General features: G+C 66.6%; 12 protein-coding genes and 1 riboswitch. Of the genes, 6 read left to right on the forward strand and 6 right to left on the reverse strand.

The annotated features are described in order from the left end of the window. Positions 1–3 precede the first annotated feature (3 nt). The 5 genes from N6H05_RS07235 to N6H05_RS07255 all read left to right on the forward strand — a co-directional run bounded on the left by N6H05_RS07235 (position 4) and on the right by N6H05_RS07255 (position 7,677). Entirely contained in the window at positions 4–1,743 is a 1,740-nt protein-coding gene (locus N6H05_RS07235) for a copper resistance system multicopper oxidase (protein WP_284113288.1), read from the forward strand. Continuing rightward, positions 1,740–2,627, forward strand: coding sequence for a copper resistance protein B (locus N6H05_RS07240; RefSeq protein ID WP_284113289.1), 888 nt, complete (start codon positions 1,740–1,742; stop codon positions 2,625–2,627). The genes N6H05_RS07235 and N6H05_RS07240 overlap by 4 nt, the downstream gene beginning before the upstream one ends. Positions 2,628–2,689: 62 nt before the next feature. Beyond that, positions 2,690–2,947, forward strand: a riboswitch (cobalamin riboswitch). 190 nt (positions 2,948–3,137) lie between these two features. After that, the gene (locus N6H05_RS07245) at positions 3,138–5,126 is read left to right on the forward strand and encodes a TonB-dependent receptor plug domain-containing protein (RefSeq protein ID WP_284113290.1); all 1,989 of its coding nucleotides are present in this window, start codon (positions 3,138–3,140) and stop codon (positions 5,124–5,126) included. Between the two features lie 2 nt (positions 5,127–5,128). Further along, the gene (locus N6H05_RS07250) at positions 5,129–6,628 is read left to right on the forward strand and encodes a PepSY-associated transmembrane domain-containing protein (RefSeq protein ID WP_284113291.1); all 1,500 of its coding nucleotides are present in this window, start codon (positions 5,129–5,131) and stop codon (positions 6,626–6,628) included. Next, on the forward strand, positions 6,625–7,677 hold the full coding sequence (locus N6H05_RS07255) for a HoxN/HupN/NixA family nickel/cobalt transporter (protein ID WP_284113292.1): 1,053 nt from the start codon (positions 6,625–6,627) through the stop codon (positions 7,675–7,677). The genes N6H05_RS07250 and N6H05_RS07255 overlap by 4 nt, the downstream gene beginning before the upstream one ends. Positions 7,678–7,768: 91 nt before the next feature. Here the strand turns inward: N6H05_RS07255 and N6H05_RS07260 are convergent, their stop codons facing one another. From N6H05_RS07260 to N6H05_RS07275, 4 genes are read right to left on the reverse strand one after another with little or no spacing between them, the layout of a single operon-like run. Further along, positions 7,769–8,515, reverse strand: coding sequence for an SDR family NAD(P)-dependent oxidoreductase (locus tag N6H05_RS07260; RefSeq protein ID WP_284113294.1), 747 nt, complete (start codon positions 8,513–8,515; stop codon positions 7,769–7,771). 39 nt (positions 8,516–8,554) lie between these two features. Next, complete coding sequence (locus N6H05_RS07265; protein ID WP_284113295.1) at positions 8,555–9,961, reverse strand: efflux transporter outer membrane subunit; 1,407 nt, start codon at positions 9,959–9,961, stop codon at positions 8,555–8,557. Continuing rightward, entirely contained in the window at positions 9,951–11,156 is a 1,206-nt protein-coding gene (locus N6H05_RS07270; protein ID WP_284113296.1) for an efflux RND transporter periplasmic adaptor subunit, read from the reverse strand. The genes N6H05_RS07265 and N6H05_RS07270 overlap by 11 nt, the downstream gene beginning before the upstream one ends. After that, complete coding sequence (locus N6H05_RS07275) at positions 11,149–14,343, reverse strand: efflux RND transporter permease subunit (RefSeq protein ID WP_284113298.1); 3,195 nt, start codon at positions 14,341–14,343, stop codon at positions 11,149–11,151. Before N6H05_RS07275 ends, N6H05_RS07270 begins: the two co-directional genes overlap by 8 nt. A 329-nt stretch (positions 14,344–14,672) precedes the next feature. Between N6H05_RS07275 and N6H05_RS07280 the strand changes: the two genes are divergently transcribed. Next, positions 14,673–15,581 (forward strand): LysR substrate-binding domain-containing protein, encoded by a 909-nt coding sequence (locus N6H05_RS07280; protein WP_284113299.1) that lies wholly within the window; start codon positions 14,673–14,675, stop codon positions 15,579–15,581. Here the strand turns inward: N6H05_RS07280 and N6H05_RS07285 are convergent. Both N6H05_RS07285 and N6H05_RS07290 read right to left on the reverse strand, forming a co-directional pair. After that, the gene (locus tag N6H05_RS07285) at positions 15,554–16,678 is read right to left on the reverse strand and encodes a dipeptidase (protein ID WP_284113300.1); all 1,125 of its coding nucleotides are present in this window, start codon (positions 16,676–16,678) and stop codon (positions 15,554–15,556) included. The two genes, N6H05_RS07280 and N6H05_RS07285, sit on opposite strands and share 28 nt — an antisense overlap. Next, a complete protein-coding gene (locus N6H05_RS07290) occupies positions 16,675–18,039 on the reverse strand; it encodes an amidohydrolase family protein (protein ID WP_284114188.1) in 1,365 nt (454 codons plus the stop codon). The genes N6H05_RS07285 and N6H05_RS07290 overlap by 4 nt, the downstream gene beginning before the upstream one ends. Between the last annotated feature and the right edge of the window lies 1 nt (position 18,040).

Below are 18,040 nucleotides of genomic sequence, written 5' to 3' on the forward strand. Positions count from 1 at the left end.
AGCATGACCGATCTGCCGTCCCTCCCTCTCGACCGTCGCAGCCTGATCCGGGGCGGCGCCGCGCTTGCACTGGCGCAGGCCTTGCCCGGCTGGGCCGCCACCGGCACGCAGGACGCGGCGCAGGGCGCGCTGTCGGGCGAGACGATCGCGCTCAGCATCGGCGACGGGCATTTTGCGACCGGCGGCAGATCGGCCCATGCGATCAGCGTCAATGGCGGCACACCCGCGCCGCTCATCCGCCTGCGCGAAGGGCAGGATGTCAACATCGCCGTCACTAACCGGCTGAAGGAAGATAGCTCGATCCACTGGCACGGGCTGATCCTGCCCTTCCAGATGGATGGCGTGCCGGGCATCAGCTTCCCCGGTATCATGCCGGGCGAAACCTTCACCTATCGCTTCCCGGTGCGGCAGGCGGGCACCTATTGGTATCATAGCCATTCGGGCATGCAGGAGGCGATGGGCCTTTACGGGCCGATCATCATCGATCCCGCCGGCGCCGATCCGGTGGCCTATGACCGGGAGCATGTGATCCTGCTCGCCGACTGGAGCCCGGTCCATCCGCACAGGCTGCTGCAAAGGCTCAAGCAGATGGGCGGCTATTACAACATGCAGCGCCAGACGCTGGCCGGGTTGCTGGCGGGAAAGGATCAGGCCCTCAAGGACCGGATCGACTGGGGCGCGATGCGCATGGACCCGACCGATATTTCCGACGTCACCGGCGCGACCTACAGCTATCTGGTGAACGGCATGGGCACGGCCGAGAACTGGACCGGCCTGTTCGCGCCGGGCGAGCGGGTGCGGCTGCGCATCATCAACGCGTCGGCGATGACCAATTTCAATGTTCGCCTGCCCGGCCTGCCGATGACCGTCGTCCAGTGCGACGGGCAGGATGTCCAGCCGGTCGAGACCGACGAGTTCCAGATCGGCATTGCCGAAACCTATGACGTGATCGTCCAGCCCGGCGAGGCGAAGCCCTATGCCCTGATTGCCGAGGCGATCGATCGGTCGGGCCTGGTCCGCGCCACCTTGGCGCCGCAGCTCGGCATGGTCGCGCCGGTGCCGGATCGGCGCGCCCGGCCGCTGCTGGGCATGAAGGACATGGGCATGGACATGGGCGGCATGGACATGGGTCACGGTGGCGTGATCGACCTCAGCCAGCCGGCCAATGAAAGCATGTCCGGCCACGCCATGAAGATGCGCGACAAGTCGGTCGCGCCGGGCGTGAAAATGGGGCCGGGCGTCGCCACCCTGTCGCCGATGCCGGCCGATCGCACCGCCGACCGGCCGACGGGGCTGGAGCATGTCGACCATCGCGTGCTGACCTATGCCGATCTGCGGTCGCTGACACCGAACACGGACCTGCGCACGCCGACCCGATCGCTCGACATCCACCTGACCGCGAACATGGAACGATACATGTGGTCGTTCGATGGGGTGAAGCTGTCGGAAGGGGCGGAGCCGATCGCCTTCCGGCATATGGAGCGGGTGCGTGTGACCCTGATCAACGACACGATGATGCCGCATCCCATCCATCTGCACGGCCATTTCTTTGAACTGGTGACCGGCGAGGCGGCGCATAATCCGCGCAAGCATACGGTGAATGTGCTGCCCGGCGGCAAGCTGAGTTTCGACCTTACCGCCGATGCGCTGGGCGACTGGGCGTTCCACTGTCACATGCTGATGCACATGCATGCCGGGATGATGCGGGTCGTGACGGTCCGCCACGGGGAGGACGCTGCATGAAGGCGCTCGCATTCCTTCTGCTCGCCGCCGCCGCGCCGGTGCAGGCCCAGACGATGGTCCCCCAAATGGACCATAGCCAGATTGACCACAGCCAGATGGATCATGGGGCAATGGGCCATGAGATGTCGGCTACCGACGCAGCGATCCCGCAAGGCACGCTGCCGCCAGTGCCGACCGACCATGCCGCCGACGCGCTCTATGACCCGGCCGCCATGGCCCGCGCCCGCGCGGCGATGACCGCGGAAGGGGGCGGCATGACCTATTCGCAATGGATGCTCGATCGGCTGGAATATCGCGCCGGCAAGGGCGCGGACGGCTATGCCTGGGAGGGCGAGGGCTGGATCGGCGGCGACATCAACCGCTTCGCGGTCAAGAGCGAGGGCGAGGGGGCGTTCGGCGGATCGCTCGAACGGGCCGAGGTGCAGGCGCTCTACAGCCGGGCGATCGACCCCTGGTTCAACCTGCAGGCGGGCGTGCGGCAGGATTTCGGCGAAGGGCCGGACCGCAGCTATGCGGTAATCGGCATCGACGGCCTGGCGCCCTACTGGTTCGAAGTCGGGGTCGAAGCCTTCCTGTCGACCAGGGGCGACGCCCATCTGCGGCTGGAGGCGAGCTATGACCAGCGTATCACCCAGCGGCTGATCCTGCAGCCCGCCGCCGAGTTCAATCTGGCGGCGCAGGATGTGCCCGAACTGGGGATCGGCGCCGGCCCGTCCGACATCGAGCTGGGGCTGCGGCTGCGCTACGAGATTGCCCGCGAGTTCGCGCCCTATGTCGGCGTCAATTGGGAGCGCAAGCTGGGCGACACGGCCGACCATGCCCGTGCCGCCGGCGACAAGCCGTCGGCCACCAGGCTGGTGATCGGCCTGCGCGCCTGGTTTTGAGAGGCGCTTGCAGGTCGCCTGATATTCGATTATCGATCCCGCCGATCCCGCGCCGCACGGCATGGGATCATGATCGCGCCGGTGTCCCGAAAGGGGCTTAATAGGGAATGCGGTGCGGATGGCCCTCTCATGCAGGGTGTCGTCCAAATCCGCAGCTGTCCCTGCAACTGTAAGCGGTGAGCGCGATGTACATGTGCGGACGGCAGAATGCCCGATCCGCCAGCCACTGGGCCGGACGCTAAATCCTGCGAGGCCTGGGAAGGCCGTGCATCAAGCGATGACCCGTGAGCCAGGAGACCTGCCGGCGTCTGGTCGCTCTTGCCTTGGTCCAGGGGATGGCCGCGGCACGGTACCTTCCGTCTGAGCGACGAACGAGCGGCTGGGGCCGCTGCGACGACGCGCGTCGGTTGCCCTTGGGCGCCCGGCCGGCGCGTGTGTCGGACGTTCGCGCGCGTGCCGCTCGTGAAGGTTGCCCCCGCCCGTCGAACGCGGCGCCGGATGGGGGAATAAATGAAGTCCATTATCGTTTCGCGGGCCGCACTGGCCTTGTCCTTGTGCCTCGCATCGCCGGCTCTGGCCGATGAAGGGGAGGGCGACAGCATCGTCGTCACCGGCACCAGCCTGGAAGAGACGCTGCCGCAGCAGCTGTCGCGCTATGGCCATGCGATCGAGATCGTCACCGATACGCAGATCCGCGATGCCGCGGCGATCGACACCGCCCGCGCGCTCGAAGCGGTGCCGGGCCTGTTCATCCGGTCGCAGTCCGGGCCGTTCAGCTATGTCGACATCGCGCTGCAGGGATCGCGCGCCAAGGATGTGCTGTGGACGATGGACGGCATCCGCCTCAACAACCGCCTCTATGGCGGCACGTCGCCCAATGACACCATGGCCGCCAGCATGATCGAGCGGATCGAGGTGCTGAAAGGGGGCGAAAGCCTGTTCTACGGCACCCAGGCGGCGGCCGGCGTCATCAATGTCGTCACCCGCGATTTCAGCGACGATCTGGGCGGCCAGGTCAATGCCAGCCTCGACAGTTTTGCCGGCACCAGCCTGGACGCCTATCTGCGCGGCGCGATCGGCCAGCATCGCTTCGTGGTCTGGGGCAATCGCAGCCAGTCGGACGGCTATCGCCCCTATGACGTGATGCAGCCGAGCGCCACCGATCGCGCGCGCGGCTATGATCTCTGGTCGGCGGGCATCAAATATCAATATGATATCGCGCCGGACCTGCGCCTCAACGCGCTCTACCAGCACACCAAGGCCGATCTCGACAATATCAGCGCGACGCGGACCAAGGAGAGCCGCAACGACCGCAACGAGGAAGTGGCCAGCCTGCGCCTCGACTATACCGGCGAGGATGGCGTGCAATTCTTCCTCAAGGGCTATTTCCACGACTGGAAGACCGCCTATGTCCAGATCCGCAATCCCATTCCGGCGGGGCCGCCACAGGTCATCTACCCGGCCGGCACCTTCTGGGGCTATCAGGATTATGGCGGCAGCGCGGTGGTGCAGCTCAACATGCTGCGCGGCATCGACACGCTGATCGGCTATGATTTCCAGAGCTTCAACGGCCGCGACGACGTCCTGCTGATCGCGCCGACCGATGAACAGGTCCATGCCGGCATCTTCCAGTTGCGCACCAATGACGAATTGTCGAGCAAGGGGCGGATCGCGGCGGGCCTGCGCTACAACAAGGCGAAGGGATCGGAAAAGACGATCTGGAACGTCTCGGGTCGCTATGATGTCAGCGACGCGCTGTTCGTGGAGGCCAATGGCGGCACCTCCTTCGTGCTGCCCGACGCCTCGCAGCTTTATGGCAATGATCCCTGTTGCGAGGTCGGCAACCCGAACCTGAAGCCGGAGGAAAGCCTGAACCTCAACGCCGCGCTGGGCGGTGCGCTCGCCGGCGGTGCGATCCGCTGGAAAGCGACCTATTTCAACCGGCGCATCACCGACCTGATCGACACGACCTATGATGATCCGGCCTTTCCCGACGGCACCTATATCAACGTTCGCGACAAGGTGCGGGCCGAAGGCGCCGAGCTGGAGCTGAATGCGGACCTGAGCGGCGGCTGGGGCCTGTCGGCCAGCTACACCTATTCGCGCGTCCGAAATCAGGGCAGTTCGGTGCAGCGGGATCGCAATCCGGAGCAATATGGCCGCGCCGCGATCGTCTATGCGCCGCAGACCGGCCGCTTCGGCGCCAATCTGTCGGCCAATTGGGTGGGTGATGTCTGGTCGACCGCATCGGGCTTTGGCCGGATGAACTATGGCAATTATGCCGTGGTCGATGCGGGCGCCCATCTGTGGCTGGATCAGGCGCGGCGCAACCGGTTCGGCGTCAATGTCGAGAATCTGTTCGACCGCGACTACGCCTCCACCGGCTATCGTTCGGCGGTCAGCGATGCAGGAGTACTGGACGGCAGCAACAGCCGCTTCCTCTACTTCTACCGGGGCGTGCCGCGCACGCTGCGGGTCAGCTATGGCCTGAGCTTCTGACCATGTTGCGGACGGTCCTCCTGTTGCATCGCTGGCTGGGCATCATCATCGGCGCTGTCATGACGCTGTGGTGCCTGTCCGGCTTCGTGATGCTCTATGTCGACTATCCGCGCCTGACACCGGCCGCGCAGCTTGGGGGGCTCACGCCCCTCACGCTGTCGCCGGGGCAGGCGGGGACATTGCCCGACACCATGATGCTGTCCGCCGCCCGGATCGAGATGATGGCGGGGCGGCCCGTATTGCGGGTGACGCCGGCGCTCGATCCGACGCGGACCATCCCGCAGATGCGGGTGTCCGTCGGCACCCATGACTGGGCGTCGGGGAAACCGGTCGAGCAGGTCGATCCGCAAAATATCCACAGGATCGCGAGCGAATTCGGCCGCAACAGCGCCATTGCCGGCCCGCCGGAGCGGATCGCGCAGACGGAGATGGATCAGTGGACGGTCCAGACCTTCCGCCGCAACGCGCCGCTCTACCGTGTCGATTATGCCGATGCGGCCGGGACACAGGCCTATGTCTCGGGCAAGAGCGGGGAGGTGGTGCAACTGATCACCCGCTTCCAGCGCTTCTGGGGCTGGCTTGGCGCGGTGCCGCACTGGCTCTATCCCACGATCCTGCGGCAGGATGGCGCGCTGTGGAGCCAGGTCGTCATCTGGACCTCGCTGATCGGCTGCTTCCTGACCATCACCGGCCTGTGGGTCGGCATCGCCCGGCTGCGCCGCCGCCGCGACGGAAGCATCGGATCGCCCTATCGCGGCCTGTGGTGGTGGCATCATATGGCCGGGCTGTTCTTCGGCATAGTGACGCTGACCTGGGTGGCGAGCGGGCTGCTGTCGATGAACCCCTGGGGCCTGCTGGACAGCGAGGCGATGATGACGGAGCGCCAGCGGCTGAACGGTGACTTCGCTTGGGGCGATGCGCGCCGGGCGATCGCGGCGCTGCCCGCCCTGCCGCAAAGCACCGTCCGGCTGGAGGCGGTGCCCTTTGCCGGTGCCGTCCATCTGGTGGCGATCGATCGGGCTGGCAAGGCACAGCGATTCGACGCTGCTGGCCGGCCTGCCGCTTTGTCCGAAGCGGGCCTGCGCGCCGCGCTCCATGACGGTCCCGCGATTGGCTCGATCGAGCTGCTGCGGCAGGAAGACGCTTATTATTATGGTCACAAGGCCAGCGTCGCCTTGCCGGTGTGGCGTGTCATCCTGGCCGATGAGCAGGCGACACGCCTCTATGTCGACCCGGCATCGGGCCGCCTGATCCGCGCCTTCGACCGCAATGGCCGCGCCTTCCGCTGGCTGCAGGACGGGCTGCACCGGCTCGACTTCCCGCTGCTGCGCACCCGCCCCTGGTGGGACATCATCGTCCTGCCGCTGCTCGCCATGGTCACGTTGGTCTGCGGCACCGGCACATGGATGGGCCTTTCCAAGCTGCGGCGTGATCTGCGCCGCGTCCGCAATCGCCGGCGGCGCGCCTGCGCCGTGCGGCCCCTGATCGGAGAAACCGCATGACCGCCACCCCTTTGCAGGCGTCGCTTCGGCGACGCAGCATGCCGCTGATCGCGGCGCTCGTCCTTGCCAATCTGGCCGTCTGGGGCTGGGCCTTCGCCCTGTTCGGCGACCGACCGGTGATGATGGGCACGGCCCTGCTCGCCTGGGGCCTTGGCCTGCGCCATGCGGTCGATGCCGATCATATCGCCGCGATCGACAATGTGACGCGCAAGCTGATGCAGGATGGGCAGCGGCCGCTGACCGTGGGCCTGTGGTTCGCGATCGGCCATAGCGCGATCGTGCTGATCGCCGCGCTGGGCCTCGCCTATGCGGTCAGTGCGCTGGCCGGGCTGGAGCGGTTCCGCGCTGCCGGCGGCGTGGTGGCGACGCTGATCTCCGCCACCTTCCTGTTCGCCATCGCGATCATGAACCTCGTGATCCTGCGCCAGGTCTGGGTCACCTTCCGCCGGGTGCAGGCGGGCGGCAGCTATGTCGAGGCGGATCTCGACATGCTGACCGGCGGGCGCGGGCCGTTGTCGCGCCTGTTCCGCCCGGTCTTCCGCCTGATCTCGCGCCCCTGGCAGATGGCGCCGCTCGGCTTCCTCTTTGGCCTGGGCTTCGACACCGCGACCGAAGTGGCGATATTGGGCCTGTCCGCCGCGCAGGCGAGCGACGGCTTTGCGCTCGGCCCGGTGCTGGTGCTGCCCTTGCTGTTCGCCGCGGGCATGGCGCTGGTCGATACGGTCGACGGCATGCTGATGATGGGCGCCTATCAATGGGCGTTCGTGAAGCCGCTGCGCAAGCTCTACTACAACATCGTCATCACCGCCTTGTCGGCGGCGGTGGCGATCGGCATCGGCACGATCGAGACGCTGGCGCTGCTCGGCGACAAGCTGGGGCTAAGCGGCGGCATCTGGGACGTCGCCGCCACGCTCGGCGAGCATTTCAATGATCTGGGCTTCGCGATCATCGGCCTGTTCATCGCCTGCTGGATCGCCAGCGCGCTCTTCTATCGCTGGAAGGGCTATGACGCGATCGAACTGGCGCCGGCCGGGGAGGTGCGGGCTTAGCCTGAACCGTTCGCTTTGAGCCTGTCGAGAAGCCTATGGGCAGCGTTTCTCGACAAGCTCGAAACGAACGGATGTGGATGGTTGGTTCGGCTCAGCCTTCGCGCGCGACCTGGAAGCCGGCGAAGGACTGGCTGACCGGCATCAGTTCCAGCGTGTTGATGTTGAGATGCGCGGGCTGGTTCGCGACCCAGAGCAGGGTGGCGGCGATATCCTCCGCGGTCATCGGATTGGCATTGCCATAGAGGGTGTCGGACGCCTGCTGGCTGCCGGTGCGGACCAGGGTGAATTCGGTTTCGACCATCCCCGGCTCGATCGAGGTGACGCGCACGCCGGTGCCGTGCAGGTCCGACCGCAGGCCGAGCGAAAATTGGCGCACGAACGCCTTGGTGCCGCCATAGACATTGCCGCCGGTGTAGGGATAGGTCGCCGCCACCGAACTCAGATTGATGATCCCGCCCTTGCGCGCGACCAGGCCGGGCAACAGCTTGTGGGTGACGGTGACGAGGCCGGTGATGTTGGTTTCGATCATCTGCTGCCACTGGGCGAGGTCGGCCGACTGGGCCGGCGCGGTGCCGAGCGCCAGGCCGGCATTGTTGACCAGCATGTCGATCGAGCGGAAAGCTTCGGGCAGGCTGGCCAGCGCCGCATCGATCGCGGCTTCGTCGCGCATGTCGAACACCAGTGGGCAGAAGGCCTCACCGATTTCGGCGGCCAGCTTTTCCAGCCGATCGGCGCGGCGGCCGGTGCCGATCACCTGCCAGCCATCGGCGGCAAAGGCGCGGACGGCGGCTTCGCCGATGCCGGCGGTCGCGCCGGTGATGAGGACGGTCTTGGTCATGGGGCGCTCCTGTCTTTTGTCGTCAGCCCCATAGCGTGGTCAGGCGCCTCCGCCCAGCGCCTTCACCAGCGCGACGCTGGCGCGCATCCGCTGGGTCTGGGCGATCAGCACCGCGCGCTGGGCGTCGAGCGCATCGGTCTGGGCCGTCACCACCTCCAGATAATCCGACGCGCCGTCGCGATAGCGGGTCAGCGCCAGATCGCTGGTGCGCTGGGCAGCATCGGCGGCGCTGCGCTGGTGGCCGATCTGGTCGGACAGGTGATGATTGGCGGCAACCGCATCCTCGACCTGGCGAAAGGCGGTGAGCACCGTGTCGCGATAGCCGGCGGCCAGTTCCTCATATTCGGCGCGCGACATCTTCACCTGTGCGCGGCGCTTGCCGCCGTCGAACAGGTTGAGCAGCGCCGATGCCGGACCCAGGCCCCAGAAGCTGTTGGGTGTGCTGAACAGGTCGCCATGGGTGGTTTCCCACCCTCCGGTCAGGCCCAGCGTCAGCGTCGGGAAGAAGGCCGCCTTGGCGACGCCGATCCGCGCATTGGCGGCGAACATGCGCCGCTCGGCCGCTGCGATGTCGGGGCGGCGCTCCAGCAGTTGCGAGGGCGCGCCGGTCGGCACGTCCGGCGCGGCAAGCGGCTGGGTGCGGGCGGCGACGCTGAAGTCCGACGCGATCGCGCCGACCAGCGCGGCGATCTCATGCTCGGTCGCGGCGCGTTCATTGGCGATGGCGGAGATGTCCGCCTTCGCATTGTCCAGCACCGTCTTGGCGCGATTGACGTCGATGCCCGACGACACGCCGCCCTTGTGGCGCCGGTCGGTCAGGTCATAGGCCTTGCCGAACGCTTCGACCGTCAGGTGCAGCAGTTCCGCCTGTGCATCGAGCCCGCGCAGCCGCGCATAGGCGTCGGCGACGGCGGCCTGCAGGCTGAGCCGGGCGGAGGCGAGATCGGCATTGCTGGCATCGGCGTCGGCGCGCGCCGCCTTCACGCTGTTGCGGATGCGGCCCCAAAGGTCGAGTTCATAGTCGAGGCTGCCACCCACGACATAGTCATTATAGGTGACGGCGTTGCCATTGCCCTGGAATCGGTTGCCCGACACGCGGCGCCGGCCGGCATCGGCGCCGGCACTGACCTGCGGGAACAGGTCGGCATTTTCCACCCGCGCGGCGGCGCGCGCCTGGTCATAGCGGGCGAGCGCCGCGGCCAAAGTCGGGCTGGCCTGTTCGGCGCGGGTTTCCAGGTCATTGAGGATGGGATCGTTGAACGCCTCCCACCAATTGCCGCGCGGCGTCGCGTCGGCCGGCTGGGCGGCGGTCCAGCCCGCCACTTCCTTGTAGGCGGCGGGGGCGCTGGTCTGGGGCGGCTGATAGGCCGGCGCCATCGAGCAGCCGGCCAGCAAGGCCGCCGCCAATGTCACGCCCGCGCCGCCGATCCGGCGGTCAGCGCGCATGCGTCGCACCCTTTCCGCCGGCGGGCGCCGACGCCTGCACCTTCACCATGTCACCGGTGCGGATCGCGTCGGGCGGGGTGTCGACGATCCGGTCATTGGGGCTGACGCCGCTGGCGATCTGCACCGTGGCGCCCTCGTCGCGCGAAATGGCGACCGACTTCATAGTGACGCGATTGTCTGCGCCCACCACGGCGACGCTGGGGCCATCATTGCTGTAGAGGATCGCGCTGCCCGGCAGGGTCATGCCATTGCCCTGGCCGGCGCCGACCTTGAAGCTGACCTGGGCGAAGGCACCTGGCTTCAATGCGCCGTCGGGATTTTCCGCCTGCAACTGGACCAGCACGGCGCCCGACTGCGCATCGACCGCACCCGAACTGCTGGTCAGGGTCGCGTTGAAGCTGCGGCCGGGATATTCGGGCAGGGTCAGGGTCGCGCCCATGCCGGGACGCACCGACGCGGAATAGCCCTGCGGCACGCGGACATAGATGCGCATGCGATGGACGTCGGACACGGTGAAGAGCGGCTGGGCGGCGGCATTGCCGGACACCACCAGCGCGCCGATCTGGGCCGATCGGCTGGTGACGACGCCGTCGAACGGCGCGGCGAGGCGGGTGAAGCCCTGCTGGGCCTTCAGTCGCTTGACGTTGGCGAGCGCCGCGTTGGAGACGGCGGTGCGGGCGGCGAGGTCGCCGGCCTTTTCATCGGCTTCCTGCCGCGAGACGGCATCCTGCGCCAGCATCGCGCTCCAGCGCTTCGATGTGGTTTCGGCGAGGCGCTGGTTGGCCAGCGCGGTCTGATAATCGGCCTGGGCGGCGGCGACCTGCTGGTCGAGGTCGGGCGCGTCGAGCACGGCGAGCGGCTGGCCCGCGCGTACCCGGTCGCCGATGTCAGCCAGCCAGCGGCGGACATAGCCATTGGTGCGGGCATAGATGGCGGCGCTGTTATAGGCCTGCACATTACCGGGCAGGACCAGGTCATTGCCCTCGCCATTCATCGTTGGCTTCACCACCGCGACGGTCGGCACCGATGCGTCGGCGGCGGTTTCGCGCAGTTCGTTGGTCGCGCTGATGCGCGAGGCGACGCCCACGCCGACCACGGCGAGCGCGACCACCGCCGCGCCGATGCCGATCTTCTTCAGCGTGCCGCTGTCGGGGCCGGCCTGCTCGGGATTTTCGATGCTGTTATGGTCAGACATGGCTCGGCTGCATTTCCATGTTGTTGGCCTTCGCAGCCTTGCGGCCGTGGACGAAGGCGAAGACGGTGGGGACAAAGAAGAGGGTGGCGATGGTGGCGCAGATCAGGCCGCCGACGACGGCACGGCCCAGCGGGGCATTCTGCTCGCCGCCTTCGCCCATGCCCAGGGCCATGGGGCCCATGCCGATGATCATGGCGAGCGCGGTCATCAGCACCGGGCGGAAGCGGACCATGCCGGCTTCCAGTGCAGCCTTGGTCGCGTCGCCCAGTTCGGCGAGCCGTTCGCGGGCGAAGCTGACGACCAGGATCGAGTTGGCCGTCGCCACGCCCATGCACATGATCGCGCCGGTCAGCGCCGGCACCGACAAAGTGGTGCCGGTCATGAACAGCATCCAGATGATGCCGGCCAGCGCCGCGGGCAGGGCGGTGATGATGACGAACGGATCGACCCAGCTCTGGAAGTTGACGACGATCAGCAGATAGATGAGCACGATCGCGCCGGCGAGGCCGAAGCCAAGGCCCGAGAAGGCGGTGTTCATCGTCGCATATTGGCCGCGAATGGTGATGGTGGCGCCCTTGGGCTCCTCCGCCTTCAGCGACTTGATCGCCCGGTCGATGTCGCCCGCCACCGCGCCCAGGTCACGGCCCTGCGTGGTCGCGAAGATGTCGAGCACCGGTGCGATATTATAGTGCGACACGACCGGCACGGTGTTGGAGCGGACGATGGTGGCAAGGCCGCCCAGCGGCTGAACCGCGCTGGCGCCCGCACCCGACACCGGGACGTTGGACAGGTCGCTCATCGACCCGACCAGATATTCGGGCGCCTGCGCGACGACCGGATATTGGACGCCATTCTGCGGGTTCACGAAGAAGACAGGCGCGGTTTGCGAGGTGCCGGCCAGCGAACTGGCAAGGCTGGTGGTCACGTCGCGTTCGGTGAGGCCATATTGACCGACGCGCGAGCGATCGACATCGACGTCCAGCTGCGGCGCACGGCCGGGCTGTTGGATGCGGGCGTCGGCCAGGCCGGGAATGCTCGTGATCTTCGCCAGCAGCTTCTGCGCATAGGCGCGGTTCGCCTCGGCATCCTTGCCCGCGATCTGGATATCGATCGGCGCGGGGGCGCCGAAGTTCAGGATCTGGCTGGTGATGTCGGCGGGCAGGAAGGCGAAGGTCGTGCCGGGGAAGCGGCGCGGCAGTTCGCGGCGCAGCTGAGAGACGAACTCGTCGGTCGGACGATGACCCTTGTTGAGCGCGATCAGCATGTCGCCGTCCTGCGGACCGATGGTGCCGCTATTGTTGTAGACGGTGTTGATGGAGCTGACTGGCAGGCCGATATTGTCGGTAATCGATCCCAGCTGGTCGGCCGGGATGATCTTGCGCACTTCGCGTCCGATCTGGTCGAAGCGGGCGGCCGTATCCTCGATCCGGGCGCCGACCGGCACGCGGATATGCATGGCGATCTGGCCGGAATCGACCGAAGGGAAGAAGTTGCTGCCCAGGAACGGCAGCAGGCCGAAGGACAGGACAACGACCGCCATGAAGCCGATCAGGAAGGGCTTGCGGGCGTTGAGGGCGCGGTGAAGCATCCCGACATACCCGGTGCGCACCTTCTCGAACCGATATTCGAAGCCACGCTGGAAGCGGACGAACGGGTTCTTCGACGTTGCCGTGCCGGCCAGATGCTCGTCCTCGTCACCGACATGGTGGGGTTTCAGCAGATACATCGCCATGGTCGGCACCAGCGTGCGCGACAGGATGAAGGACGCGATCATCGCGAACACCACTGACAGCGCCATCGGCACGAACAGGAAGCCGGCGACGCCGGGCAGGAAGAACATCGGCACGAACACGATGCAGATGCAGAGCAGCGAGACGAAGGCCGGCGTCACGATCTGTGCCGCGCCGTCCAGGATCGCCTCGATCACGCCCTTGCCCTGCTCCAGGTGCCAGTTGATATTCTCGATCGTCACGGTCGCGTCGTCGACCAGGATGCCGACCGCCAGCGCGAGGCCGCCCAGCGTCATGACGTTGAGGGTCTGGCCGAACATTGCCAGCGCCGCGATCGCCGCCAGAATGGCGAGCGGAATCGACAGCGCGATGATGACGGTCGAGCGCCAGCTGCCCAGGAACAGCAGGATCATCAGCGAGGTGAGGGCGGCGGCGATCGCGCCTTCATGGATGACGCCCTCGACCGCGGCCTTCACGAACAGCGACTGGTCGCCGATCGGCAGGATCTTGAGCGTGTCGGGCAGGGTAGCCGAAATCTTCGGCAGCGCCTGCTTCACGCCGTCGACGATGGCGAGGGTAGAGGTGCTGCCATTTTTCAGCACGGTCAGCAGTGCCGAACGGCTGCCTTCCACATGGACGATATTCTGCTGCGGACCGGCGCCGTCGCGGACATAGGCGACGTCGCGCATGTAGATGGTCGCGCCGTTCACCACCTTGACCGGCAGGTCGTTGAGAGCGGCGATCGATTCCGGCGCGTTGTTCAGGCGGACGCTATATTGGGTCGCGCCGATCTTGACGAAGCCGGCCGGGTTGATCTGGTTCTGCGCGGCGATGGCGTTGCCGACATCCTGTGCCGACAGCCCCTTGGACTGGAGCGCCAGCGGATTGAGGTCGATCTGCACCTGGCGCTGCTTGCCGCCCGAGGGGAAGGGCATGGCGAGGCCGGGGATGGTCACCAGCTGCGGCCGGATCTGGTTCTGGCCAAGGTCGAACAATTGCTGTTCCGACAGGCCCTTGCCCGACAAAGCGAGCTGCAGGATCGGCACCGTCGACGCGCTATAGTTCAGGATCAGCGGCGGGGTGACGCCCGGTGGCATCTGGCGCAGCACGGTTTGCGAGATCGACGTCACCTGCGCAGTGGCGGTGCGGATGTCGGCGCCGGGCTGGAAATAGATCTTGATGACGCCAATGCCCTGCAGCGACTGGCTTTCAATATGTTCGATGTCGTTGACCGTGGTGGTCAGCACGCGCTCATAGGGGCCGACGATGCGGCCCGACATGTCCTCGGGCGACAGGCCGGCATATTGGAAGGCGACCGCGATCACCGGGATGCGGATATTGGGGAACATGTCGACCGGGGTACGCGCGGCGGACAGGATGCCCACGATCGCGATCAGGATCGCCATGACAATGAAGGTCAGCGGGCGATGCAGGGCAACCTTGACGATACCGATCATTCACGACTCCCGGCGCATCTCCCGGCGGAACGATGCCGGGGTGCGAAAATTTGGCGCCTCTCCAGAAGGAATGCCCTTATTTTACGGGTTCTGCAGCCGGGTTGCCAGAGCGGCATGGCGGCATGAGCCTATGAACGGCATTCATGAATGTGACGGCAATCCGCTGGTCGGCCGCAATATGGCACGCGCAGCGGGATCGGGGGCGAATCCGCGCACAATGCCATGGGACGATGAGGACCACCGCCACATCCGCGATGGGCCATGCGCCCTTGGACATTCTGCGTCTAATATATAATATGGCATGATCGATATTTCTGACGAATGGATCAATGGATCTCCGCCATCTCCGCTATTTCCTGACTGTTGCCGAGGAAATGCATTTCGGCCGCGCCGCGCTGCGCCTCGGCATATCGCAACCGCCGCTCAGCCAGCAGATCAGGGCGCTGGAGGAGGAACTGGGCGTGCGCCTGTTCGACCGCACCAGCCGCCGTGTCCGCCTGACCGAAGCGGGGCGCTTGTTCGAGCCGGAGGCGCGGGCGACATTGGTGCAGGCGGATCGCGCCAGCCAGACCGCGCGCCGGGCGCAGCGTGGCGAGATCGGCCATCTGGGGCTGGGCTTCACCGCCTCCGGCCCGTTCGTGCCGCAGATCGCCAGCGCCCTCTATCGCTTTCGCCAGACCTATCCGCAGGTCGAACTGATCCTGCGTGAACAGGGGCGCGACGAGCAGATCGAGAATGTACGCAACCATCAGCTCGACATCGGCCTGGTGCGAGACTTCCTGCCGCCGGTGCTGCCCGAGGACATGGTGTCGCACTGCCTGTTGACCGAGGATATGCTGCTGGCGTTGCGCGACGATCATCCGCTCGCGCTGCGGACGGAGGATCCCAGCATCACCGATCTCGCCGGCGAGCCGCTGGTCCTCTATGGCGCGCCCAATGGTGCGGGCTTTACCGAGCATTTCTTCGCCCAGTGCGAGGCGGCGGGCTTCGTGCCGCGGATCGCGCATGAGGCGCGCAGCCTGGCGACCTTGCTGGGCCTCGTCTCCGCCGGGTTCGGCCCGACCGTGATCGCGCGGTCGATGGCGCGGCTGCATGTCGACAATGTCGTCAACCGCCGCTTCACCTCGCCGGTGACCAGTTCGCTATGGCTGATCCACCATCGCACCCTGTCGCCGCCGGCCGAGGCGTTTCGCGCGACCGTGCTGGAGGATCAACCGCCCCAGATCGTCTCGGCATAGGTCAGGAAATTGCCGCCCAATATCTTCTCGATCCGGGCCGTCGAATAGCCCTTGGCGCGCAGCAGTCCGGCGAGCTTGCGGAACTGGTCCGGGCCGCGCAGGTCGACGACGAAGGGATAGGTGTCGGGCCGTTCGCCCTTGGCGCTGATGCCGGCGGCCTGGCGCGCGGCGATTTCCTTCGCCAGCACCGCCTCATAGGCCTTGAGATCGTCGATCTGCGTCACCGTGCCGTCGGTGCCGATGCCGACATGATCCTCGCCGCACAGATTTACCGCATGGTCGATATGGGCCACGACATGCTCGGCGCGGGCATGACCGGACATGTCGAGGAAGGGCATGAAATAGATGCCGACGAAGCCGCCGCGATCGGCGACCAGCTTCAATTCCGCGTCGGTCTTGTTGCGCGGCAGGTTGGTGACGGCGCGGCAACCGGTATGGTTGATCGAGATCGGCTGTTTCGAGATACGTGCTGCCTCCAGGCAGGTCTGCTCGCCGCTGTGCGACAGGTCGACCATCACCCGCTGGGCATTGCAGCGCGCGACAACCTCGCGCCCGAACGGGGCCAGGCCGCGATTGGCCGGCGCCATCGATCCGTCGCCCAGTTGGTTGGCGGGGTTGTAGGTCAGCTGGAAGATGCGCACGCCCAGGTTTGCGAAAATGTCGACCCGGTTGGCATCCTGACCCATCATCGCGCCATTCTGGAAGCCATAGATCAGGCCGATCTTGCCCTCCGCCTTGGCACGGCGAATGTCGGCGGCGGTCAGGATCTTCATCAGGTCGCGGCTGTTTGCGCGCACCTGTGCATCGGTCTCGGCGACTTCGCGCACGCTTTGCTCGAACGGGTCGTCCGATCCGGAGACATAGCCGAGGGTGATGTTGACGGCGGTGAGGCCCGACGCATGGGCTTCGGCCAGCACGCGCGGGCTGAACTGCGGCACCAGCGAGTCGGCCGGCTGGTTGGGGTCGCCGAGGCCGCCGAGCGCATTGATGACGATCATGTCCTTGATCGGGTCGGCATCCACGCCTGCCGCGCGTGCGCCGCTCGCCGCCAGCATCGCGGCCGACACGCCCATGAAATTGCGCCGATCCAGCTTCATTCGTCGTCCCCCATCTCGTCCTTGGTCACCGGTACATAGGCGGTGCGGGCATAGGCCTTGCCGCGCTTCACTACCGTCTCGATCGTCTGGATATTGGTGATGTCGGCGATCGGGTCGCCTTTCAGCACCACGAAATTGGCGAGCTTGCCCGGTTCGATCGAACCCATTTCCTTGCCCTGCCCGGCCGCCTGCGCGCCGACCAGCGTGGCGGACCGGATCACCTCGACCGGGGGCATGCCGACATTGCGGGCAAGGAAGAGCAGTTCCTCATGGACGGCAGGCCACTGGTCCTCGACCTCGCCGACGAAATCGGTGCCGGTGGAGATGGGAACGCCCATCTTCCACGCCTGCCGGGTGAGGCGGGTGGTGAGGTCGCCGGTGCAGCGCAGCGGCTTCGCCTTGGGATCGGCCTTGCGCTTGGCCTCATATTTCACGAACAGCGCGCCGGTCGCGTCGAGGATCGTGCCCTGTTTCAGCATCGCACGGAAAAGGTCGGCCATCACCGGATCATCATCGCCCGGCGCCAGCAGATTTTCATGCACCGGGGTGCGGTCTTCATAGGCTGCCAGCATCACCGGCTCGCGCTGATAGGCGAGATAGCAGACATGGCTGATCGCGTCCGGCCCGGCGGCGATCACATCGGCCGGGCGGGTGGGAAAGACCGAACTATGCGCCCAGACCAGCATATGCTGGCGATGGGCGGCGGCGGTCACCGCCTTCACCTGGCGCGGGGTGAGGTCGGCATAGACCTTGATCGCGCTGGCCGACGTGCCGCGCGCCAGGGTGATCGCTTCCTTGAGGTTGGTCCTGTCGTCGATCGCCTGCATCCAGGGTGCGGTGCCCGGCGTCACCCCCTGGCTGGCGGCGGCGACGCGCGGATCGGCGAAGAAAGGCCGGCCGGCCATGATCGCGGTATAATAGATGTCGGGTGCGGCGATCTCCGCCATGCGCGCCTCGCGCGCCAGTTCGCCGACCGATCGCAGATCGTCGGCCATATCGCGCACCGCCGTCACCCCGCCATAGAGATTGCGGCGCAGCATCGCCTTGGCCTGCACGACGTTGGGCGGGGTTGCCATATGGACATGGCTGTCGATCAGGCCGGGGATGACATAGCGGCCGGCCAGATCGACCTGCTTCGCGCCGGCGATATCGGCGGCGGGCAGGCTGCCATGCGGCGCCAGTGCAACGATCCGATCGCCGCGCACCAGCATGTCCTGATTGCCGCGCGGCGCGGCGCCGGTGCCGTCGATGATGGTGGCACCGCTATAGAGTATCGCCTCCTCGGCCGGCTGGGGCGGCTGGGCAAAAGCGGCGAAGGGCAGGGCGCAGGCGATCAGGGCGGCAAGGCGGGCGGTGTACATC

This window comes from Sphingobium sp. WTD-1 (assembly GCF_030128825.1).
GTDB lineage: Bacteria > Pseudomonadota > Alphaproteobacteria > Sphingomonadales > Sphingomonadaceae > Sphingobium.